The sequence below is a fragment of the Nostoc sp. genome (assembly GCF_036917535.1).
GTDB lineage: Bacteria > Cyanobacteriota > Cyanobacteriia > Cyanobacteriales > Nostocaceae > Nostoc.
This window is the reverse complement of the sequence record NZ_JBALDA010000044.1, coordinates 101,512-122,648: the sequence shown is the minus strand read 5'-3', so window position 1 is coordinate 122,648 and position 21,137 is coordinate 101,512. Positions and strand designations below refer to the sequence as shown.

19 protein-coding genes and 4 pseudogenes are annotated in these 21,137 nt (G+C 40.1%); 12 read left to right on the top strand and 11 right to left on the bottom strand.

Going from position 1 to position 21,137, the window contains the following annotated elements; genetic code table 11:
* The first annotated feature begins 417 nt into the window (after positions 1 to 417).
* The 3 genes from V7K56_RS15195 to V7K56_RS15185 are packed head-to-tail and all read left to right on the top strand — an operon-like array spanning position 418 to position 1,514.
* On the top strand, positions 418 to 627 hold the full coding sequence (locus V7K56_RS15195) for a DUF2997 domain-containing protein (protein ID WP_012406943.1): 210 nt from the start codon (positions 418 to 420) through the stop codon (positions 625 to 627).
* A 39-nt stretch (positions 628 to 666) separates the two neighbouring features.
* Entirely contained in the window at positions 667 to 1,053 is a 387-nt protein-coding gene (locus V7K56_RS15190; RefSeq protein ID WP_334911710.1) for a DUF1257 domain-containing protein, read from the top strand.
* Positions 1,053 to 1,514, top strand: a complete 462-nt coding sequence (locus V7K56_RS15185; protein ID WP_334911709.1) for a ferredoxin — start codon at positions 1,053 to 1,055, stop codon at positions 1,512 to 1,514. The genes V7K56_RS15190 and V7K56_RS15185 overlap by 1 nt, the downstream gene beginning before the upstream one ends.
* Before the next feature lie 209 nt (positions 1,515 to 1,723).
* Here V7K56_RS15185 and V7K56_RS15180 read toward each other — a convergent pair whose 3' ends face one another.
* Entirely contained in the window at positions 1,724 to 3,325 is a 1,602-nt protein-coding gene (locus V7K56_RS15180; protein WP_334911708.1) for a DUF4335 domain-containing protein, read from the bottom strand.
* 249 nt (positions 3,326 to 3,574) lie between these two features.
* Positions 3,575 to 4,180 carry a DUF3038 domain-containing protein gene (locus V7K56_RS15175; RefSeq protein WP_012406938.1) on the bottom strand — a complete coding sequence of 202 codons (606 nt, stop codon included), beginning with the start codon at positions 4,178 to 4,180 and terminating at the stop codon, positions 3,575 to 3,577.
* 741 nt (positions 4,181 to 4,921) lie between these two features.
* Between V7K56_RS15175 and V7K56_RS15170 the strand changes: the two genes are divergently transcribed.
* The 6 genes and pseudogenes from V7K56_RS15170 to V7K56_RS15145 all read left to right on the top strand — a co-directional run bounded on the left by V7K56_RS15170 (position 4,922) and on the right by V7K56_RS15145 (position 9,676).
* Complete coding sequence (locus V7K56_RS15170) at positions 4,922 to 5,842, top strand: molybdate ABC transporter substrate-binding protein (RefSeq protein WP_334911707.1); 921 nt, start codon at positions 4,922 to 4,924, stop codon at positions 5,840 to 5,842.
* Between the two features lie 221 nt (positions 5,843 to 6,063).
* Positions 6,064 to 7,056: pseudogene (locus V7K56_RS15165) on the top strand (TonB-dependent receptor plug domain-containing protein); the annotation flags it as partial.
* Between the two features lie 520 nt (positions 7,057 to 7,576).
* Positions 7,577 to 7,705, top strand: a pseudogene (locus tag V7K56_RS15160) (TonB-dependent siderophore receptor); the annotation flags it as partial.
* A gap of 36 nt (positions 7,706 to 7,741) precedes the next feature.
* Complete coding sequence (locus tag V7K56_RS15155) at positions 7,742 to 7,867, top strand: hypothetical protein (protein ID WP_334911748.1); 126 nt, start codon at positions 7,742 to 7,744, stop codon at positions 7,865 to 7,867.
* Positions 7,868 to 7,870: 3 nt separating this feature from the next.
* The gene (locus V7K56_RS15150; RefSeq protein WP_334911706.1) at positions 7,871 to 8,902 is read left to right on the top strand and encodes an iron-siderophore ABC transporter substrate-binding protein; all 1,032 of its coding nucleotides are present in this window, start codon (positions 7,871 to 7,873) and stop codon (positions 8,900 to 8,902) included.
* Positions 8,903 to 9,334: 432 nt separating this feature from the next.
* Positions 9,335 to 9,676, top strand: a complete 342-nt coding sequence (locus tag V7K56_RS15145; protein ID WP_334911705.1) for a 2OG-Fe(II) oxygenase family protein — start codon at positions 9,335 to 9,337, stop codon at positions 9,674 to 9,676.
* Positions 9,677 to 9,978: 302 nt separating this feature from the next.
* Here V7K56_RS15145 and V7K56_RS15140 read toward each other — a convergent pair.
* The 5 genes and pseudogenes from V7K56_RS15140 to V7K56_RS15120 all read right to left on the bottom strand — a co-directional run bounded on the left by V7K56_RS15140 (position 9,979) and on the right by V7K56_RS15120 (position 15,465).
* Positions 9,979 to 10,628, bottom strand: a pseudogene (locus V7K56_RS15140) (Uma2 family endonuclease).
* Between the two features lie 17 nt (positions 10,629 to 10,645).
* Positions 10,646 to 13,075 carry an endonuclease MutS2 gene (locus V7K56_RS15135; RefSeq protein ID WP_334911703.1) on the bottom strand — a complete coding sequence of 810 codons (2,430 nt, stop codon included), beginning with the start codon at positions 13,073 to 13,075 and terminating at the stop codon, positions 10,646 to 10,648.
* 183 nt (positions 13,076 to 13,258) lie between these two features.
* Positions 13,259 to 13,555 carry a DUF2288 domain-containing protein gene (locus V7K56_RS15130; protein WP_334911702.1) on the bottom strand — a complete coding sequence of 99 codons (297 nt, stop codon included), beginning with the start codon at positions 13,553 to 13,555 and terminating at the stop codon, positions 13,259 to 13,261.
* 77 nt (positions 13,556 to 13,632) lie between these two features.
* Positions 13,633 to 14,670, bottom strand: a complete 1,038-nt coding sequence (locus tag V7K56_RS15125) for an AI-2E family transporter (RefSeq protein WP_334911701.1) — start codon at positions 14,668 to 14,670, stop codon at positions 13,633 to 13,635.
* 153 nt (positions 14,671 to 14,823) lie between these two features.
* Positions 14,824 to 15,465 (bottom strand): lysophospholipid acyltransferase family protein, encoded by a 642-nt coding sequence (locus V7K56_RS15120; RefSeq protein WP_334911700.1) that lies wholly within the window; start codon positions 15,463 to 15,465, stop codon positions 14,824 to 14,826.
* Between the two features lie 134 nt (positions 15,466 to 15,599).
* Here V7K56_RS15120 and V7K56_RS15115 point away from each other — a divergent pair, with 134 nt between their 5' ends.
* The gene (locus tag V7K56_RS15115) at positions 15,600 to 15,740 is read left to right on the top strand and encodes a hypothetical protein (protein ID WP_334911699.1); all 141 of its coding nucleotides are present in this window, start codon (positions 15,600 to 15,602) and stop codon (positions 15,738 to 15,740) included.
* A gap of 509 nt (positions 15,741 to 16,249) precedes the next feature.
* Here the strand turns inward: V7K56_RS15115 and V7K56_RS15110 are convergent.
* The 4 genes and pseudogenes from V7K56_RS15110 to V7K56_RS15095 all read right to left on the bottom strand — a co-directional run.
* Positions 16,250 to 16,384, bottom strand: a pseudogene (locus V7K56_RS15110) (IS701 family transposase); the annotation flags it as partial.
* Between the two features lie 238 nt (positions 16,385 to 16,622).
* Complete coding sequence (hisA, locus tag V7K56_RS15105) at positions 16,623 to 17,396, bottom strand: 1-(5-phosphoribosyl)-5-[(5-phosphoribosylamino)methylideneamino]imidazole-4-carboxamide isomerase (protein ID WP_334911698.1); 774 nt, start codon at positions 17,394 to 17,396, stop codon at positions 16,623 to 16,625.
* A 47-nt stretch (positions 17,397 to 17,443) separates the two neighbouring features.
* Positions 17,444 to 17,743, bottom strand: coding sequence for a DUF3593 domain-containing protein (locus V7K56_RS15100; RefSeq protein ID WP_334911697.1), 300 nt, complete (start codon positions 17,741 to 17,743; stop codon positions 17,444 to 17,446).
* Positions 17,740 to 18,075, bottom strand: coding sequence for a DUF2499 domain-containing protein (locus tag V7K56_RS15095; RefSeq protein ID WP_334911696.1), 336 nt, complete (start codon positions 18,073 to 18,075; stop codon positions 17,740 to 17,742). Before V7K56_RS15095 ends, V7K56_RS15100 begins: the two co-directional genes overlap by 4 nt.
* 194 nt (positions 18,076 to 18,269) lie before the next feature.
* On the opposite strand from V7K56_RS15095, the gene csaB reads away from it, so the two are divergent.
* Together csaB and V7K56_RS15085 are read left to right on the top strand one after the other, a co-directional pair.
* Positions 18,270 to 19,313, top strand: coding sequence for a polysaccharide pyruvyl transferase CsaB (gene csaB / locus V7K56_RS15090; RefSeq protein WP_334911746.1), 1,044 nt, complete (start codon positions 18,270 to 18,272; stop codon positions 19,311 to 19,313).
* A 356-nt stretch (positions 19,314 to 19,669) separates the two neighbouring features.
* Positions 19,670 to 21,022 (top strand): glycosyltransferase family 87 protein, encoded by a 1,353-nt coding sequence (locus V7K56_RS15085; protein WP_334911695.1) that lies wholly within the window; start codon positions 19,670 to 19,672, stop codon positions 21,020 to 21,022.
* Positions 21,023 to 21,137 lie beyond the last annotated feature (115 nt).

Below are 21,137 nucleotides of genomic sequence, written 5' to 3'. Positions count from 1 at the left end.
ATACCCCACTATCTTGTTGTAGGTTGAGACTGCGTTGCATCAAACCTACCTGGAGAATAATAAGGTAGATCGAATACTAATAATAAAGTTTTTCAATAAATTTTATATTTTTGTGACTTGCTTTGCTGGCTATACTACCTCTAATGCTTATTTTTAGGACTTTTGCAGCTTACTTAACTAGCTCCAGTTGTTACCTTGACTAATCAATGAGGTTAAGAGAAACTAACTAAATACTGATGTATGTACTTATAATATTAATAAGTTTTGTAAAGATTATGAGATATATGTGTTGAAATATGGAACATTATTTAAAAATGGCAAGTTCGTATCTAAAGTAAAAATGTTCCTATGGCTATATTTATAGCCTTCTGCTAAGGCAGTACAATTCAAGCGTACTTATCCTGGTTGGCCAAAAGAATGGAGACATTAGAGTTCATAATTTATCCAGACGGTCGGGTACAAGAGAAAGTCACTGGCATTGTGGGTGCTTCTTGTGCTGAGGTTACAGCAGCAATAGAGGCACAGTTGGGGCAAGTACTTAATCATGAGCCAACCTCAGAATATTTCGCCGCGAAGGTGCAGCAATCTAATGTGGCGAATACACACACCACTTACAGCGATTGGTAAGTTTTCACAGTAGTTTAGTGTTATTAATTCACAACCACCATGTCACACTTTAGCCAAATTAAGACTCAAATCCGTAACCTTGATTCTTTGAAAGATGCTTTGACAGAATTGGGCGTAGACTGGAAACCCGGCCCACGCGAAGTCCGTGGCTATCGCGGTCAAACCCATCCTGCAGAAGTTAGTATTGAGCAGGAAAATGGCTATGACATCGGTTTTAGATGGAATGGCAAAGAATATGAACTGGTGGCTGACTTGCAATATTGGCAGCAAAACCTATCTGTAGAAGGATTTTTGCGCCAAGTAACACAGCGCTATGCTTATCAAACAGTTGTGAAAGAAACCGCTCGTGTTGGTTTTCAAGTCTCTGAACAACAAAAAAATGAAGATGGTTCAATTCGCCTGGTAGTACAGCGCTGGAGTGCGTAATGGCTGATTTTCTGCCGTCATTGGAAGAACAAGAAGATAACCGTTCCGGTTTGGAACCAGAATTAGGGGGTTTTTTACGGGATGCCCCAGAGCGTTCTGGTTTAGAACCAGAATTGGGTGGTGTATTTCGCCAAAATGGTGTTTATGTTGACGAAATCACCTGTATTGGTTGCAAGCATTGCGCTCATGTTGCGCGTAACACCTTTTATATTGAACCAGATTACGGGCGATCGCGCGTGGTTCGGCAAGATGGGGACGCTGAGGAAATTATCCAAGAAGCAATTGATACTTGTCCGGTTGATTGCATTCATTGGGTTGATTACACTGAACTGAAAAAGTTAGAAGAAGAACGCAAATATCAGGTAATTCCTTTAATAGGTTATCCTGTAGAATATGCAGTTGCTGCTAGCGAATGTCGGCGTAAAAAGCAAAAGTCAAAAACTAAAAAATCCCGTTATTAAGATAAAAACGTTAAATCAATATAATAAAGGACTGGTATATCCAGTCCTTTTGTTTTTCGTTATGTAGTTAATTTCTGATGCAGGGATAATTTGGAATTTGGAATTCCCTGTAAGGACTTTAACAGGTGAGCTTAAGAGCAATGTAGTCAGTAGAAACTGGCACAAGATTTGTACCAGTTTTACAAGTGGCATTAAAAGGATGAGTTTAGTTATTCATCTGGAAAAGTTTGTACCTTGCCATCAGGGCTGAGAACAACTCGAATTCTGACATTTTGTCCATTTTTATTGGCAGAAACAAAAGGTTTACCAACTTCAGGCATCCCAGCGTTATCAACGAACTCTCTTGCTGCCTTATTAAGGGGAAAAATTCGTTCAATTGTGCCGTCAACACCAACTATCAAACTGTACTCTAATGTTTGTCCCAGTCCAGTAGGTGGTTGCCAACGCTTTTTTAGGTATTCTCTAGCTTCTGCTACTTGAGGTGTATCAAATAATGTGCCAGTAGCTACTTCTCTGGATGTAGGAGTTTTACCTGCGTCCCCTAATTGATCGATAAAAGGATTATTCTCCGCAGTCCTAGAGGAGGGAAGTTGTGAAGTAGGTTTCTCTCCAACAGAAGATTGCTGTAATAAACGGATTCTTTCGTCTAGCTGTTGTGAGGTTAGTGGGGAGGGTTGGGTTGGGGTATTGACACGATTATTATTGGGTATGGTGTCAAGAGATGGAGGGAGGACTGGTGAGATATTAGTTGGTAAGCTGCTTGCATTAGAAGATAGTCTGGGTGGCAAATTCCGCAGTTTAGGGATAGTACCTGCTTGAGGACTTGACCCGGTTGGATTCTGTCCCAGATTTGGTAATATGGCAATTTCCTGACCTGGGATTTTGCTGGATGGTGCGATTGCTCGATTACTAGGAAGGGTTGCAGTCTTCCCTTGAGGTACTGTCAATGTATTTGGTGGCTGTGGAGAGAAACTACTAGAACTAGGGGCTGTTAGAGGTGCTTGGGGTAAAGTGGATGTGGAAAGTGGAGGGGTAGAGCCTAGCAAATTATTTGATGGAGAGGTTAGCCCAGGTTCAGGCGTGGGAAAGTTTAATGAGGATGAAGGTTCTAGAGCAGTCTTTACTGTTGCTGAGTCTGATGTTTTGGCTGTCTGCTGCTGCTTTTCTCTAATATTGTTAGCATATTGCCAAGTAACTGGTAAAAAACCTATACCTAATACTAAGACTGCGGCAACAGGTGCCCAAGCAGGAAACCTCAGAGTTGAACTCGTGCTGTTGAGAGTTGGAAGTGCCATGACATCAGTTGAGTATTCATCTAAAGCACTTGCCAAATCGAATAGTTGCAGCAAACTGAGTTGAATTACTGGGCCAGATGAATGGTTGGCAAGAGAACCAAGAAATAGGTTGTGAGTTAAATAGCTGCTTGGTTCTAAGTGGATATTTACCCCTGGAATCTGGGTACTAAAGGCATTTAATGTTTTTGTTGAAGACTTTAATTCCGGCTCATCCAGTGCTGTGCTTGACTGTTGAGTACTGGAGAAACTGACCCAAAAGCTTTCTGGAGACTGCTGGAGGAATTGCTGTACATAGTTGGTGACAGCATCACATAAAGCTTCGAGTTGCTCGCGATCGCCCCGAATTGGAACTCTTTGTTCTTCTGGTAGTCGGGGATCGTCAAAACGTAGCTCAAAACTGAGATGTTTGAGGACAGTTTTCCCCATCCAACGAGACAGAGATGAGCTTTGCGCGAACACTTCTAGTGTGCAAGTCGGTGGTGTGTAGCAACGAATAACAGAATTTGATAGAGGCATGACAGGAACTGCGAAGAAGACTGTATTGGGATTTTGCAAAAATTGAGCAAGTTGCTTGCAAAGAAAAGTTGGAACAGTAGATTTTTCCACTCAGAAATTTGTCAGGTTCCTTTCGTTATGCAAACTGGCGTGCAAGGAGGAAGCATTGCTGATAGTGCATCGCCCAACAGCTAATGACCATCAAAAAGGTTTCCTGACCTAGCAAACTTTCACAAGCGAATTTTGGTTGAAGAATTTCAAATCTAAAATTTAAAATTTTGTTGAACGGTCTATAAGTGCTAGCCAGAGACGGCGATGCCCACCAGGAGCGCTGTAAAAAAGTAAATCTACAAGCAGTTTTAGGGCCAGGTTGGTTAGTAAATCCGTTGAGATTTTCTCGTCCTCTTCCATCCGCTCTTGGTAAGTGTTGCAAAAAGCATCAATATAGTCTCCAAGTAAAGCAGCCTGGTGAGGTTCTCGGTTATTTTCTGCCATTTGTTCTAACAGACCGACAGCGCGGCGAATCAATTCCTGGTGCTGTTTGGCTAAGTAGCAGATGATCAAAACAAGCGATCGCGCTTCTTCGACATCTAGCTTTTTTCGCCCTCCTTGACCTTTGCGTAGAGGATTTGATTGGCGCAATCGCCATAAAGCTACGCGGTCTGGCACTCTTGACTCTAAATTCAGATCGGTTGCCGCCGAAAGCATTGCCTCTGAACCAATCCCAGTTAAGGTTTCTAGCGCCAACAGCACCAAGTCTAATTGGGTTTTGATATTGTCCCATTGAACTGTGTTTGGGGCTGGAAGCTTGATTAAGTCCTCCCACTGGGAATTTGGAGTGGCTGAGTTGGCGGCCGAGTGCATAACTTTTAGCATAGGTGATCGAGCTGATAGAGGATGTTGCTGTTACCCATTTTGAAACCAGACTCTTAAGAATCAAGCTTGGTTTCCCATAAGCTATGAGCCAGAGGCTTCAGCTAGCTTTTTTATGTGGTAAACAGTAGGTATCTTTGTCCTACTCTAGATGAAAATTTATTTTCGACAAAGTAAAAAGTTATCAATTCTAATTAAGGTTTTCCCGACTTTCGCTGTTAGCTCCGTATCAGAGTATAAATAAACTATTGTTTTAAATGCTAACCGCTAACGATCGCTAAGTAATTATGTAGAATACCTCCTAATTTGTTTGCGGTTTTAATTTTTGAAATTTCTTGATATTTATTACTTAGTATTAATGTATACATAATTGCTTTACAAATATTTTACCTGTTTGCTCAAGCCACTTTTTGCTGCTGGACATTATTCCAACTTAGTTTTACTTGTGTGCAGCCTGTTATTTCAGTATCGGCTGGGCAACATCAAGACGATTGACGCCTCCATAAATAAAACTGATGACAAAGTTAAAAATTAGATAAAGTCAGCATTTGGAGATGTTGGGTGATTGATTTATTCCAACTTAGTTGGTACTATAACTCTAACCGCAAACCACGCATATATCAGAACTTATTTATTAAGTTAATGGGTAAAGGTAATACTTTAGATATTTACCAAAACCCACACTGAAGCATGGGTTACAGATCGTTCACCTAGTAAAAATAGCAACGCAATAATATAACAATTATGAAAAAGCATTTTTTTGCCTTTTCACTGATAGCTTGCACTGTCAGTGTCATTCTGCCAACTCAAGCATTCGCGGTTAAGTTATACGCTGCTGGTAGTTTGCGCGATAGTCTTACAGAAGTAGCTGAATCTTTTAACAAAAAATATGGAATTCCAGTAGAAACGCGCTTTGGCCCATCTGGTTTAACACGAGAATTTATAGAACAAGAATTTTCCAAAACAGGAAAATCCGCAGATGTTTTTGCCAGTGCAGATATTGATAATCCTCAGACATTGTTTGAAGAAGGTTTAGGTGAACCTGTAGTGAACTTCACCAGCAACCGCATGACCGCTGTTGTCAGATCGGGACTTGGTATCACATCAGATAATTTGTTGGACTTTTTGCTAAAACCTGAAATTAAGGTGGGAACTTCAACGCCTATAGCAGATCCATCTGGTGACTATGCATGGCAGATATTTGACAAGGCTGATCGGGTTACACCTGGTAATTCTCAAATTTTGAAGAATAAAGCTTTACAGTTAGTAGGTGGTAATCCTAATGCTCCTATAGTTCCTAATGGCGAAAATAGTTTAGTCTATTTTCTCCAAAAAACAAAGCAGGCAGATATATTTTTAGCTTATTACACCAGTGGTAAGACTGCCCAAACAACAGAAGGTGGTGACAATCTACAAATAGTAGAACTACCGGACTATTTAGCAACCAAAGCTGATTATGGATTAACTACACTGAAAAGCGCCGACCCTGATGGGAAAAAATTAGCCGACTATATCTTATCACAAAAAGGGCAAGAAATTTTGGCAAAGTATGGATTTAGCTCACCCTCTACTTCTGTTCCTGAACATCAAGGTGCAAGTGGAATTTTACTGGCTTTAAGTGTAGCTTTAATCTTGCATAAAAAACAAATATTGGTCAAAAAGTAATTAGTAAAATTAGACCACTACAGGTAGAAAACTTACTAATAGAACTTACTTTATAAGCCTACTGTAATTGTTGGTAAAATTCTACAAAACTGTTAAATGGATTACATTTAATAGTTTTTTTGAAGTAATAATTTTAACTACAAGCTCAAATAGGGTTGTAAAGAGTGCTGCGGCGATCGCAAAAAATTTTGTGTGGTGTATTTATCTAGAGCGTGGAATAAATGTTTACTAAACTGCCCAATATAGCCGTTAGCTGGTTAATATTAGTTGTCTCAATTATTTTATCCAATCGAGGGTTTGCCGAGGAACTATTATCTAAAAAAACTTTAACTTCTTCAGGTGAAGTAAACAGTAAAATTTGGAGTTTGAGTGAGGTACAGTCAGCTAAAACTAGCGCTAACTATTTATTAAGAACTCCCAGAAATCAGAATTTCGTTCCCCAAATTAGTCAAGCAACTATAGATGTAGTTTCAGTTACAGATGTTCAGGTGAATACAACTGATAAGGGGATAGAGTTAATTTTAGTTACGGCTAACTCTGTTAAGTTGCAAGTTTCACCAAAAATCGAGGGTAATTTCTATGTTGCAGATATCCCCAATGCGAAATTACAACTTGCGAGTGGAGAAAGTTTTCAACAATTAAAGCCAGCTGCTGGAATTGCTAAAGTGACGGTTGCAAATACTGATACAAATACTCTGCGGGTGACGATAGTAGGGGAAACAAATGCGCCTGCGGTGGAGTTGTTTGATAGTCAGACTGAGGGGTTGGTATTTGAAGTGACGAATACTGTATCCACTGCTATTCAGCCGAGAACTACGCCAGAGCAAAAACCCCAAATAGAACAGAAGCAACCAACAATTGAATTAGAGGTAACTGCACCACCTAATACCTATCGCGTTTCAAATGCAAGTGTAGGGACAAAAACGGACACGCCATTACGAGATGTTCCTGCTACAATTCAAGTCTTCCCTCGCCAAATTATCGAAGATTTAGGCGCACAGAACCAACAAGATGTACTGCGAATAGCTGGTGTTGGGCCTTCCCGCTTTGCATCAAATCTATTTGATATTTTTACAATTCGAGGCTTTCAAGCTAGTACTAACTTACGCAATGGACTCAAAGATATAACATCAGGTTATGCTATTGACAGCGCCAATCTAGAGCGAATTGAGCTTCTGCGCGGGCCAGCTTCAGTGCTATATGGACAACTTGCTCCAGGCGGTATTGTCAATCGAGTCACCAAACAGCCTTTTGAAGACCCGTACTACTTTGGTCAGCTTCGTATTGGTAATTATGAAACAGTTGAACCTTCTATTGACTTCTCTAGTCCATTAAATTCAGAGCGTACTTTGTCGTATCGCTTGAATGCAAAGTACAGAAATACAAATAGCTTTGTTGACTTTTATAATGAGGAACTTTACTTTGTTGCACCTGTTTTGAGTTGGCAACTTGGGAAAAAGACCCGCTTGACAGTAGAAGGGGAGTATCAGAACATTAATAAACCCAATGGCGATCTTGAAGGTTTACCTGTTTTCGGAACTGTCTTAGCAAATGCTAACGGTCAAATTCCTCGTAGTCGTAATTTAGCAGAGCCTTCAGATGACGTCAATCGTGAAGTAGGCCGCATAGCGTATAACTTTGAGCATCGCTTCAATGATAACTGGGTTTTACGTAATGCCTTCCAATATGGTGACAACAAAACTGTAGCGAATCAAGAAACAAAATACTGCTTCTTTGTGGACAACATACACTTTTCAAACAGGTTCTTTGAAAGGATTTGGTGGTGGATTGGGTCTTTTTTATGTGGGCGATCGCTATGGAGATTTGGAAAATACTTATGTCTTACCTTCTTATTTCCGTACCGATGCTTCCCTTTACTACCGACGCAATCAGCTACGGGTGCAACTTAATCTCCAGAATTTGTTTGATATTCTTTATTACGAATCAGCCACAGGTGGTAGTACAGTAGGAGTGAATCCAGGTGCTCCCTTTGAAGCACAGTTGAGCCTGGGCTGGGAGTTTTAAACTGTGAATATACTAGTGCGACTGCTATTAATTGGACTAATTATGTTTCTGGTTGTATTGGGTTACAGCTATAAGTTCCAACAGACATATAATCTGGCAAAAAATCCTGTTAGAGCAACTAATACAGACCACATTGTCAATCACAGCTTGGGTAAGACAATCGTTCCCCTTCATCCACAGCGAGTAGTTATTTTAGATGATTCGTGCTTAGATAATGCCTTGGCTGTTGGAATTATACCAATTGGAGCGCCAAAAATATTTTTTTCTGATTTAAAACCTGATTTAAAAATTGACTCACTGATAGCTAAAAAAATTGTAGATGTTGGTTTCTTACCGACAAATATAGAAAAAATCTTGGCTCTCAAGCCTGATTTAATCTTAGGTTTAGATGTTACCCATCAGGATATTTATCCCTTATTATCACATATTGCACCAACTGTACTAATACACATCAACAGTGTTCAGGATTGGCAGGACAACTTTATACGCGTTGCGACAATCTTGGGTAAAAGCGATCGCGCCCAAAAAGTCATCAGTGATTACAAATTTCGTTTACTATCATTAAAAACTGCTATCGGTGCTAGACTTTCTTCTATTAAAGTCTCACTGATTAATGTTGGTTATGGAGCGCGAATTATCAGAGTACTTCAGTGGGATAAAGATAGTTTTGCGATTAGTGTTTTACAGCAGGTTGGTCTAGCACGAATGGTTTTACCAACTATTAAAGTATCCGATCACTGGTTTAAAATAATTAGCTTGGGGGAATCTAATATTTCAGAAGAAGATATTTTAGAAATTGATGGAGATATTATTCTTGTTGTTTTACCTGGCTCCTCTTTTTCAAAAGCAGTAATTGACACCCACCAGAAAGCTATAAAACAACTGCAAGCTACTCCCTTATGGTCGAAGTTAAAAGCAGTGCAGCAAGGTCATGTTTATCAAGTCGGACTTCACTGGATAGGCAATGGTTCAATTGCTGCTAATCTCGCATTAGATGATCTTTTTAAGTATTTATGTCCAATCAAAAAAGTTTAATTTAAGTAGATCGATGTGAATATTTATCGTTGGAATGAGGCAGGAAGCAGGAAGCAGAAGGCTGGATGAAAAAGGGTTTCAGTATATTTAATTTTTCTTAACATAGTTTGGTTTTTCCACATCGTTCTACTTATCAAAATTGGTTTTATGCTGAATTTCAACACTATTTCTACAGCTTCAATGCAAGCCACACCTTATCGCTGGGCTTTGTTAAAAAACTTATTTTCATGGCAACAGAGTCTGGAATTAGCTGATAACTACCCTTAAGAGGGTTTTAAGCAGCCGTATCATGTTCATATCCAGCCAGTTTTTGACGAAACTCAAGATTCTATAGAACCACCAAAGTTAAGTAATAGCTGGCAGGAGCTTGTTGACGATCTACGGACAACAGCTTATCGAGCCGCTCTTTTTGAACTGACAGGCTTGAACTTAATGAACGATTTGATGTATATTTACCTCTTCCGTTATCAAATAGGAAACTTTAGCCTTCTCCATGTTGATGCTGAACCTATCCGGTTAGTGCAAATATTTTATTTTAATCGAGAATGGAACTCGAACTGGGGAGGTGGTTTACGCATCTTAAAATCTCAACAAGCTGAAGATGTGTATCAGGAAGTTCCACCACTGCTTAATACCTCGGTAGTTTTAATACGTTCAGATAACTCCTGGCATAGTGTTACCCCAGTATCAAAAGAAGCTACTCAGTCTCGACTAACTCTAAAGGTTGCTTTTCTAAAACCAGAGGAGCATTTTGCTTATAAAGACAATACTTAACTAATTCAATACTGTCGCTGTTGTGTGTCAACCCAGTTATATGCTGATATGAGTAGGACAACAAACTGTAGTAAATCAAGAAACAGTCCTCACCGATCTAGAACTCGATAATCGCACACTAGACCGCTCTACTGTCAGTTATACCAGGATTACCTTAGTATTAAATAACCTTTTTATATACTTGCACCTACTAACAAAAATTTAATCTATAAAATAATACAGTTTGGTTAAGGCTGAAAATTGGATAGCTGCTTTTCATAAATGTCAACTAGGTATTGAGAAATTCATGGATTCTATTTCAATTAAATCTGGCTGCTAATTTGCTGTCTTATCCACGCACGAAATGCTTTCATGGTCGCATTTCTGCATTGGTTTTACTCAGTATTAAATATTTGGGAATTACTTGGAAAATTGAGAAGTTTGGGAAAATAGAACTGGTATTTGATTCTATATATTTACCATCAAAAAGCACGTTTATTTCCAGCTTGTTTCCATTCCATCGCCACAGTTCCGGTACTCTCAACGCTTGATAATTATTAAAACGAGTGCGAGAAGTAATATCAATTTCAATAGCCAAATCTGGAGGCGGGTCAGTTTCTAAATTTATTCTATCCTTGCCCCTAATTTTAGCTTCATTTTGAATATAAAAACAATCATCAGGTTCTACTCCAGCATCCATACTTTCTTTATCAAAAGTTGTAGAACCTAAACTCCAAAATTCCAGATCGAGTTCTTCTAATAAAACTTTTAGCAAGTCCCCAATAATAACTTTAGCTACTTCATGCTCTGGCAATGGAGCCATTATTTCCAGCACTCCTTGACTGTAACCTATCCGAGAAGTGCGATTGTCTCCCAATTCTGCTAAAATGCGTTTGTATGCCGACCAGGAGACATCTTTAATCAACAACTGATGACCGGCTCTAACAATTAGTTGATTGAGTTCAAGTAACATTGCAAATTTTCTGCTCTTTATTTTATGTAAGCAACAGTAACACCACTACCGCCATCTGCTTGTTCTGCTAGTTCGTAATTGTTCACTTTAGAATGCTGTTGCAAAAAGGCGTGAACTCCTTGTCGTAGCTTACCAGTACCATACCCGTGAATAATCCAGATTGGGCCTGTAGCTTCCGAGATGGCTTTATCTAAAATGTATTCGGCATCAGCTACCCGTTTACCACGCAAATCGATGGTGTTTTGCGAAGTCCGAATTTCTGGGACACTTTGCGGTGGCGGGGTTACTACTGCTGGGGCTGGTTTGGGTTTGACGACTGGTTCGGCTTTTTGACCATCTAGAGATTCTACGTCTTGCAACTTTACAGTCATCTTCATTAGCCCAAAGCGAACGCTTAACTCGCCATCTTCATCAGGGGCGGCGATCACTTCTGCTATCTGTCCCAATTTAGGAACGCGAATGCGATCGCCTATCTTGGGCATAAACCCAACTTTTGGTTTTGCTGGCGTTGCTGGCTGATATTGCTGGCCAATTTGATTCAAAGCATTGGTTGCTTGCTGCGCTTCTTGAGCTGTGGGCGTACCTTTCTGCAAACGGCGGATTACTTGGGCAATTTCACCTTTTGCTTGGGCGATCGCTTGCTGCACTGCTACTTCCTGTGAAGCCCGTAAACTGCTTTCCCTTTCCTCTAAACTTGCGGCTTTTGCGGATACTTCTTTGTATAAACGTTCCGCTTGCTGCAACAAAACTTGGGCTTCCGCAGCTTTGGTTTCTTGGCGGCGGCGCTGCGCTTCTAAGCCAGCAATCACCTGGTTAACTTCATCTGTGGCTTCTCCAACTTGGGTTTTTGCCTGTTGTACAACTTCTGGTTTTAATCCCAAGCGCAGGGCAATGGTTAGGGCATTAGAACGTCCGGGAATGCCCCACAGGAGACGGTAGGTAGGTGAGAGAGTACTTTCGTCAAATTCTACAGAGGCATTTTCAAACTGATCGTCTTCATATTTCAGGGCTTTTAATTCCCCGAAGTGAGTGGTGGCAATAGTTAGCTGGGCATGGTTGGCGAGATATTGCAACAAAGCGATCGCTAAGGCGCTACCTTCTACTGGATCGGTTCCAGCGCCGACTTCATCAAGTAATATGAGTGCTGAGTTAGGACTAGGAAGTTCCCCCTCTGCTCCTTTGCTCCCATGCTCCTCTGCTTCCCCAGTTCTCAATGCTTCCAAAATCCGACTAATCCGGCGGATGTGTCCAGAGAATGTGGATAAACTCTGCTGTAAGGATTGTTCATCGCCAATATCTGCCAGTACTTTATCAAACCAAGGTATTTCTACTGGTTCGCGGGCGGGGACAAATAAACCCACTTTGGCCATTAATGCTGCTAACCCCAAGGTTTTTAAGGTTACAGTTTTACCGCCAGTATTTGGCCCGGTAATTGTTACTACCCGAATTTGGGGACTAATCAGTAAATCTACAGGAACTACTGCTTGTCCTTGTTCGTGCTGTTGTTGCCACACTAACAGAGGATGTCGTAAGTTCCGCAAGGTAATGATTTCCCTGTCTTCACGCTGGATAAATCGTGGAGGGTTCGCTCCTAGCCAATAACTGTATCGTGATCTAGCGGTTGCCAGATCCAAAGTGGTAGCGATCGCTAACAACCTCTCTAAATCAGGTTTGACTGCGGCTACAAGTTCTGTCAAAATACGGCGAATCGTTTCTTCTTCAGCTTGCTCTCTCCTGATGATCTGCCGCAGTTGGTTGCCCAAGGGTACTATTGAATTCGGTTCTACATACAGGGTGGCACCGCTGGTAGAGGTATCATGGACTATACCGGGGATGGCATCTTTTTGGGGTGCTTTTACAGGGATAACAAAGCGATCGCTCCGTTGTGTGATCAGTTGTTCCTGAACTGCGCCAGATTTTGCCTGTAATATATTTTGCAGCTTTTGAGTAATTTGGCTGCGTAATCGCCGCAAATCTGTGCGAATTTCTCCCAGTTTTTGACTCGCACGGTCAGTTACCTGGGCCCGTTCATCAATACAGCGGTGAATTTCCTGTTCTAGTTCTGGATAAGTCCGCAAATCGGCAACCAAATTAGTCAATATCGGCAAATCTTCTTGATTGTCGATCACACGGCGCAAATTTCTGGCACCAGCGAGGGTGGTGGCGATCGCTAACAGTTCATCTCCTGCCAAAACTCCACTACGTTCTGCCCGTTCTAAGGAATCGCCAATATCTTGAATTCCCTCAAATGACAGTCCTGTGGTCAGGCGAGTTTCCAGTTGGTAGACTTCTTTGGTTTGCTCTAACAACTCTTGGCTTTGGATCTGAGAATCGGGTATTTTCAGATTACGCGCAGCTGTTGCCCCCAGTTTCGTTGCCGCAAAGGTGGCAAGATGCTGGCAGAGGCGATGCCATTCTAATAATTCTAAGGTTTCAGATTGGATCAAGGTTTCAACATCTAATCTGAAATTATGGTAACAATTCTAGCTCTTAGATGGATAAATCTTAAAGGAGAAAATTTTCCTTCAATTCAATCAGCCAGCTAGTCCGTGGCAATAGCCAAGTAATAACTGGCACATTAAACTATTTTTTCTGAGAAAATATGCCATCAAAAACAACAAAGAAACGAATTAGGCAGCAACTATTTCTTGAACCAGAACGTAAGGTTGAACGATGAGAGTATTAAATCGTTTAGTGCGAGCGCCATTCCATTCTCCCACTTGTACTATCGTGGGTTTGGTAATCAATTGTTTATCAATCCACTGTTCCACTGATGGAATGTTATCGCTGGCGATCGCTACTCCAACATCCACCAAGTCTAGCTCAAGGGCCACCAAAATTACTGCATCTCGTTGTACATGAGGAATTAGCCACTCCCACTCTGCCTCATCCAAAATTTCTGTTAATTCCGCTCTTAAATCCGACATTACTTCTCAATGTTTATTTGTAAATGGCTATTTTTACATTATTCACTAGTTCCCAGTTCCTGACAAATGATTAATAATTAAACTTCTGATTTCATTTCATCAATTTCAAATAAAGACACAATTACTCCAGCGATGGGAATAGATATAAAAACACCTAATAATCCTGCGACTTTAGCCCCTACTAGTAAAGCAAAAAATATCACTACAGGATTAAGATTTAGCGCACCTTGCATAATTCTGGGCGCAATCAAGTTATCTTGTATCTGCTGGAGGACAATACAAGCTATTAATACTTTTACTGCTAACCAAAAACTTTGAGACAATACAAATAGAGTAACTGTGCTTACTGCTAATGTCGCGCCTATGCCAGGAATTATATCAACAATTCCGATTATTATTGACAAGATCAAAGCAAAAGGTACTTTTAATAGTAAAAACACTAAGAATGTTGAAATTGTTAAAAATGCGCTTAATAGCAACTGACCTCTAAAAAATCCTAAAAAGGATTTTCTAATTATATTTGTAAATCTATTACGGCGCTGTTTTGGAACTATTTTCAAAATAAAATTCCATAATTTTTCTCCATCTAATAACATGAAAAAAGCCACCACTGCAATCAAAATAAAAGTGACAAAATTCGTCATAAACCCTTGTAAAATAGCTAAACTGTTAACAAGAGTTGATACAGCCTGATTCCGCAATTGTTCTTCAATAAAACTTAAATCTATCTGGAAATTACGGTTTTTTAACAAACCTTCTAGTCCCTCAAATAAAGGTACTAAAGAATTTAAAAATGCAGTTATACTATTAATTAATTGTTGTCCTTGAGATAAAACCGTTAAGCTCACAGTAATTATCACACTGCCGATAATTACAATACTAAGCAAGAAAACGACACCAACAGCTATACCGTGGGGCAAATAACGCCGCAGCCCTTGTACAGGATAACTGAGCAAAAAAGCTAAAATTGCCGCAAATGTAAAAATAACAATGACCGATTCAAAATAAGCTAAAAGTTGTACAATTGCCCAGCCAGAAGCAACTAAAAGCAAAAATCGAACTAATGCCAGATTATTTAGTCGCTCCCAAAAACTCTTGGCTTCAAAGCCGCTCATAATAATTCCTAATACTCGCCAAAGGCGAGAAGCAGATTACGTAATTCATAATTCATAATTCATAATTAAGATATAAAAAGCTAGTTTTTAAGATTAGATCAACCTCATAGCGATCGCTACCTTCCTAAAGCATACATCTGTTGCGTGTCTAACTCATCTTCCTAAATCATGCATTTCGTTAATTACTGTGGCACACTTTTGTGTTAAATTCTCCAATTCCTCTTTATTACTAGAAGAATTAGGAGCATTAATCAAGTTACCAATTCTAACTGTGATCGGAACTACGCGAGGTAAGGACGATCCTTTTTGCAAAATCTTCTCAGTACCCCACACACTCACTGGCAATATTGGGGCTTTTGCTTTCGCCGCCAGCAGCAATGCGCCTCTTTTAGGGTCTGTAATTCGACCATCTGGGGTGCGAGTACCTTGCAAGAAAACACCAACAGCCCAACCATTATCGAGATATTGTAGAGCGGCACGGATGGCATTGCGATCGGTATTTCCCCGACTCACCGGGTAAGCACCATACAATTTAATCGCTTGTGCCAAAATGGGAATATTAAATAACTCTTCCTTAGCCATGTACGCTACTGGACGGCGTACACAATTAGAGACAATTGGCGGGTCGAAGTAACTAGCGTGATTACTCACTACTAGTAACGGCCCTGAGCTGGGGACATTTTCCGCACCATAGATCTGGCCCCGAAAGTAAGCGTGAAGCATGGGGCTGACAACTGACCATTTAAAGGCGTGGTAAAGTGCCAGACTGATCAACGGTTCGCGGTTTTTGTCCACAGAAGATAATGCAAATCAAACTGAACTTAGCATAAGCGATCGCAAGGCCCAGAGCAAACTCCAAAAAGCTGTGGAGATGAATTGCTTCACCCATCTGGGAATACTAAATCCATAAAATATTAGGATTTAGCAGTATGAATACCACTACAGTCAGTATTCCCGGATATCGCATCAGTGAACAACTTTACAATGGTTGCAGAACGCTGGTTCATCGAGGGTATCGAGAGGCTGACTCATTAAGATTTAATCCCAGAAGCAGCACAGAGAACTTATAGGCTATATCAACACAAATTGTTGCAAGCCTAAAGCGAATAAAGCTGGTTTGATGACACAAATTGTCTTTAGGTGAAGGTACAGAATTTTTCATTGAAATTCCACTATAAATTTTTGCTCTTGTTGCTAAACAACTGGATATATCCCTCTTGCATCAGTCTTGGAGAAAGCAATCGCTGCAAGGCTTACGAGACTTTGCTTTCCGAGTTTTGGCTACATTTTTGAATTTCTATTAGAAAATAAAGCCTCAAACCTTGATTGAGTAATAGTTTCAGTTTTCTGCTTCGATTATTGTTTTCTGAGAGTGATGGAAGAGGGATATAGGAATCATATTTGATTTCTGAAAAAGACTGCGAGATAATACGGGTAGAAATATCTGTTTAATAACGAACAATGAAAAATCAGTATATAGAAATGGCGATACCTTCGGTGAGCTTCGCTAACGCAGAATTACAAGAAATAGATATATTCCAAAAACCGCAAGATGCAGGAATGACGCTTTACGTCATTTGACACTATCATGAGATAATCCTGACAAAATTTCTACTAAACGTGTACAACCTGAATATTTTGATTCTGCCAGCAAGAACAGAGTGTAAGTGTCGAGGTTGCACTTTGCTGTGGATGGCTTACTAATAGCTCTGATAGTCCGAACCCTAAATCAACCCAACATTAGGTATTATCTGCCATTTCATTGCCCCTACTGATTAGTGATCGCATCTTAAATTTTGCCCATCAGTTTTAATGCACATATCATTGTCTTTGTCAATGCGTAAGTCCTAGAGACTAGCAATTCCAAAATTCATACATTTAATCAGCAACGCCGAACAAAACTTTTGTCTACAAATAGACTGCATTTGGGAACTTAGCAAAGACAGAAAATGTCAAGCAAAGCTAGAAAAACCGAGATTTGGTGGAATATCCTGAATCCGCCCAGGCCCGATCGCTCGTAATGCTTCTTTGAGTAAAATATCCCCAGTATACAAAGCACGTCCGACAATCACACCAGTCACGCCTTGAGGTTCTAACGCCAACAAACTCAACAAGTCGGTGACAGAACTTACCCCACCAGAAGCAATTATCGGGATGGAAATTGCTGCTGCAAGTTCTCGCAAAGCTTCTAAATTTGGCCCTGTAAGCGTACCATCCCGGTGGATATCTGTGTAAATTATGGCGGCTGCACCCAATTCTTGCATTTGTACAGCCAGTTGAGTTGCTAAAACTTCCGAGGTTTCTAACCAGCCGCGAGTTGCTACTTTGCCGTTACGGGCATCAATACCGATAATAATCTGTTCGGGAAATTCTTGGCAGAGTTGTTGCACTAACTGGGGTTGTTCTACGGCGATAGTGCCGAGAATCGCCCACTGTATGCCTAGATTGAATACCTGTTGCACGCTGGTGCGATCGCGCAATCCTCCACCAATTTCAATGGGTACTGACACTGCTTGAGCGATCGCTTCAATTGCCCCCAGGTTTACTACTTTACCTGCTTTAGCACCGTCTAAATCAACTATATGCAATCTAGTAGCACCTTCATCTACCCACTGTTTGGCAACATCAGCGGGATTTTCGCTAAAAACTTGCGAGCGATCGTAGTCTCCTTGATACAGTCGCACACAATGGCCTTCTAGTAAATCAATCGCTGGAATTACGTCCATCTAACTCTTCCTCATTGCAATCAAAACGTTATCTATCGCTGAATTTACTATTTTTCATTTTTCATTTTTAATTGCCTTACAGCTTGCCCAAAACCCAGCACAAGCAAGATGTTAGAAAGGGTCAAAAATAGTTCTGCACTACCGTGCAACCAATCCACATTGGCTAAAGACTTGCCATAATGCAATACGGCATAAATCCCCGCCGGGATGGTGATGGCAACAAAGACGAGAGTACCGTAAAATCCATACAGCGCTAAACGCGGCATTTGCGGACTGCGGCTGATAAACCACAAGAAACCTAAATAGGGAAACAGTGAAAGTGCAAACAGGGTTTCTTTAGAAATCATTGCTCTGATTTAATAGGTTTTGGTTCAACAGTGTTAACAGACTTGGTAGAACGCCAAATCAAAAAAGCTGCTACCCAAAGCGTAAAATTACCAACTAAGGTCATGGTAGCTTGAAGTGTTACCAACCATTCCAGAGATTCGGCGTTGTCGAAATAATGCCAGGTACAGGCACACATCGCGCTGACTAAAGCTGGTAACATGGCAAGGGATAATCCCCACCAACTGCGGTTATTAGTGAGTTCGCCGTAAGTCCAGATTAACCAAATGGCGATAATCCACTCAATAACGCTAGAAACATGAATAATCCAGGTGGGAATCGAAAGGGCGTGCATAAAAAGTCAAAAGTCAAAAGTCAAAAGTCAAAAGATAAGAGTAATTTAGTTCTCTTGTCTTTCTATAAGATCATCTTCCCATAAGAAAATTTATCTTTAGTTGGGAGGGTAGCGGACACTCCGTCAATTTTATTAGAGAAAAGTTGATAATCTAAAATCTAAAATCCTTTTATTCAAAATCCAAAATGGTCAAGATGCGGGCGTTATTGTCTGGGTATTACGGTAAAGGTAATGGTGGTGACGAAGCTTTGTTGGCAACGCTTTTGCAAATGTTACCATCTCAGGTAACGCCTGTGGTGCTTTCTGGTAATCCAGAGGAAACGCGCGATCGCTACAATGTAGAAACCTACGATCGCATGGCTCCCTTAGCTGTACTACAAGCTTTACGCTCTTGTGATGCCTTGATTTGGGGCGGCGGGAGTCTCATTCAAGATGTTACCAGTACTATCAGCCCATTTTATTATGGGGGACTGATGGCATTAGCGCAGAAAATGGGTTTGAAAACTGTTGCTTGGGCGCAGGGTATTGGCCCGTTAGTGCGTCCGCAAACTCGTTGGTTGGCAAAGCAAACCTTTAGTAATTGTACCAAAATCAGTGTCCGCGATCGCGCCAGTGCGGCTTTATTATCTGATTGGCAAATTCCTTGTATTATAGCTCCTGACCCAGTTTGGGCATTGGAATCTAAACCAGTACCTGGACTTTGGGATTTACCTGCGCCAAGAGTTGCGATAACGTTGCGATCGCATCCCCAACTTACAGAAACACGTCTGGCAAATTTGACTCGTGCTTTGGTTGACTTTCAAAAAGCTACGCAGGCTTTTATTCTACTACTGCCGTTTCAAAAAAGTGAAGATTTAAGTATTGCCGAAGCTATTCAACCACACCTTAAAGATGTTAGCAAAATTTTGTGTTTAGAAGATCCGCAACTTTTGAAAGGTGTATTTCGCGGTGTCGAGATGGCGATTGGGATGCGCCTCCATAGCTTAATTCTGGCTGCATCTGTTGGTTGTCGCTGCTTTGCTCTCAGTTATGACCCGAAAGTAAATCGTCTCATGGAAGACTTGGAAATGCCAGGATGGGATTTAGTTAGTTTACCAGATGACTCCAATTTGATTAGTCTCACCTGGATGGAGCATTACGCTAATGGCGATCCATTATCATCTGAGCAAATACAATCTTTAGTAGATAGGGCATTAATGCACCGCGAGTTATTGAGCGACGCTTTATCTAACAAGTAAGATTAAGCAATCTTTACCAAAGAAAATGCAAAAATTATAAAACTTACGTACATTATGTTGTATATCAACGTAAATACCTGTTTTCAGCTTTTTATTAATGATTATTTTGGCAGGAAGGGAGTAATTGTCAAAATTTTGTAAGGTGATTATGAAAATACTTAAGTATTTATTATCACAATTGTTTTTGGCGATATTATTTAGGAAACGCAAAAATAATTATTGAGATAATTCTAATGATCAGCTTTGGCTTTTGGAACCTGATTATACTAATTTTAGTTACTTGGGTTCTTAAGAATAATTGGCGATTAGATGATGAACAGTTAGCCTGGAAAAATTCTTTATTCTTAAAATCTTCTGTGATTCAACAGTTGATAAAATTTTTTCGTAAACCAATTGTTAACTTTATTATTCAAGCAGTCGTTGTATTAGTCGTTACAAGATTTCTCTGTTATACAGGTTGGCTAATTTATTTCCTAAATCAACCACATCCGCCTTTTTGGGATTTTCAGTGGTATTATGTAGCCAGTAAATTGGCTCATCAGCATTTGAGTCCCTTTAATGTCGAGATTTTTAACCAAACTTTCTGTAGCATAACTAAGGTGTGTGGATCTCTTCCACCGTTTGTCTATCCACCTAATATTATTCCTCTTATCTGGTTTCTCGGTGATTTTTCACTTGATAATGCATTTAAAATCTCGATTGTGATGCATATATTAGCAATTGGTTTGGCCTTATGGGGAGCAAACATCCTGCTGGAGTCGAAGTCACGAGCTTTGAAAAGTATTTGCACAATCTCGGTTGCCTTAATTTATGGCTTAGTTCGCGATTTTCAAGTTGGTAATATTGCTATTTTTATTGTAGTTCTGATCTTATGGATGTTTATCTTGGCTAGAAAAAATCAAGATATTCTAGCAGGAATTTGCTTGGGACTTGCCCTTTGTAAACCAACATTAGCTGTATTATTCGTTTTGTATTTTCTACTTAAAAAACGGTTTTCTCTAGTTTTTGTATCTGTTGTTACAGTCACTTCTCTAGCACTTTTAGGTCTAGTTTTGACGGGCAATTCTTTGACACAATTCCTGTCAGATTCTACTCAGGGATTTTCACTCTGGCTAAAAGATCCATCAGTTAATCCTTATATTTCGATCAGTCGCCTCGATTTGATGGTTGTGGGTCCAAGATTATTCCCTAATAACCCATTCTTTGCCCAGCTTTTGTCAAATATAATTGTTCTGATACTCGTTAGTTGTGTCGGTCGGTATTTGTATCTACAACAATCTTTTACAGCTTGGTCAAAAAAAATCTATTTAGCAGAAATAGTATTAATTTCTTGCTTGAGTATTAGCATCAACTATTCACAGGACACTAGTTCTGTGATGTTAATACCTGCTGCTGTTTTTTTACTAAATGATTTGCTATATCAGATCAGACATTGTAAATTCTCTAGGAAAAGAATGTCTGTTTGGTTAGCAGGAGTTTGCTGTGTTGCAATGCAAACAGCAGTTATTCATGGCTGGCTTATCCACTCTCTAGCAAAGCATTGGAAGGTGAAAGCAGGAGAATTGCCATACTTTATGAAAGTAACTATTTTCGCCCTACCGAGTTATGCTGTTTTAGGAATCACTGTAAGTATTTTAGTTTTAGCAATTAGTTCCCTTCGTCAAAAACAGGTTCTAAAATTTGAATCATTTAATCGGGTGTCAATATAATTCGTAATTGATAATTCATAGTTCGTAGTTGCAATCAGTACTTGTGTACACTCTATTGATTGTTGACCACTGAATCACAAACTTCGGTGCTTGCTCTATAACCAAATAATTACGA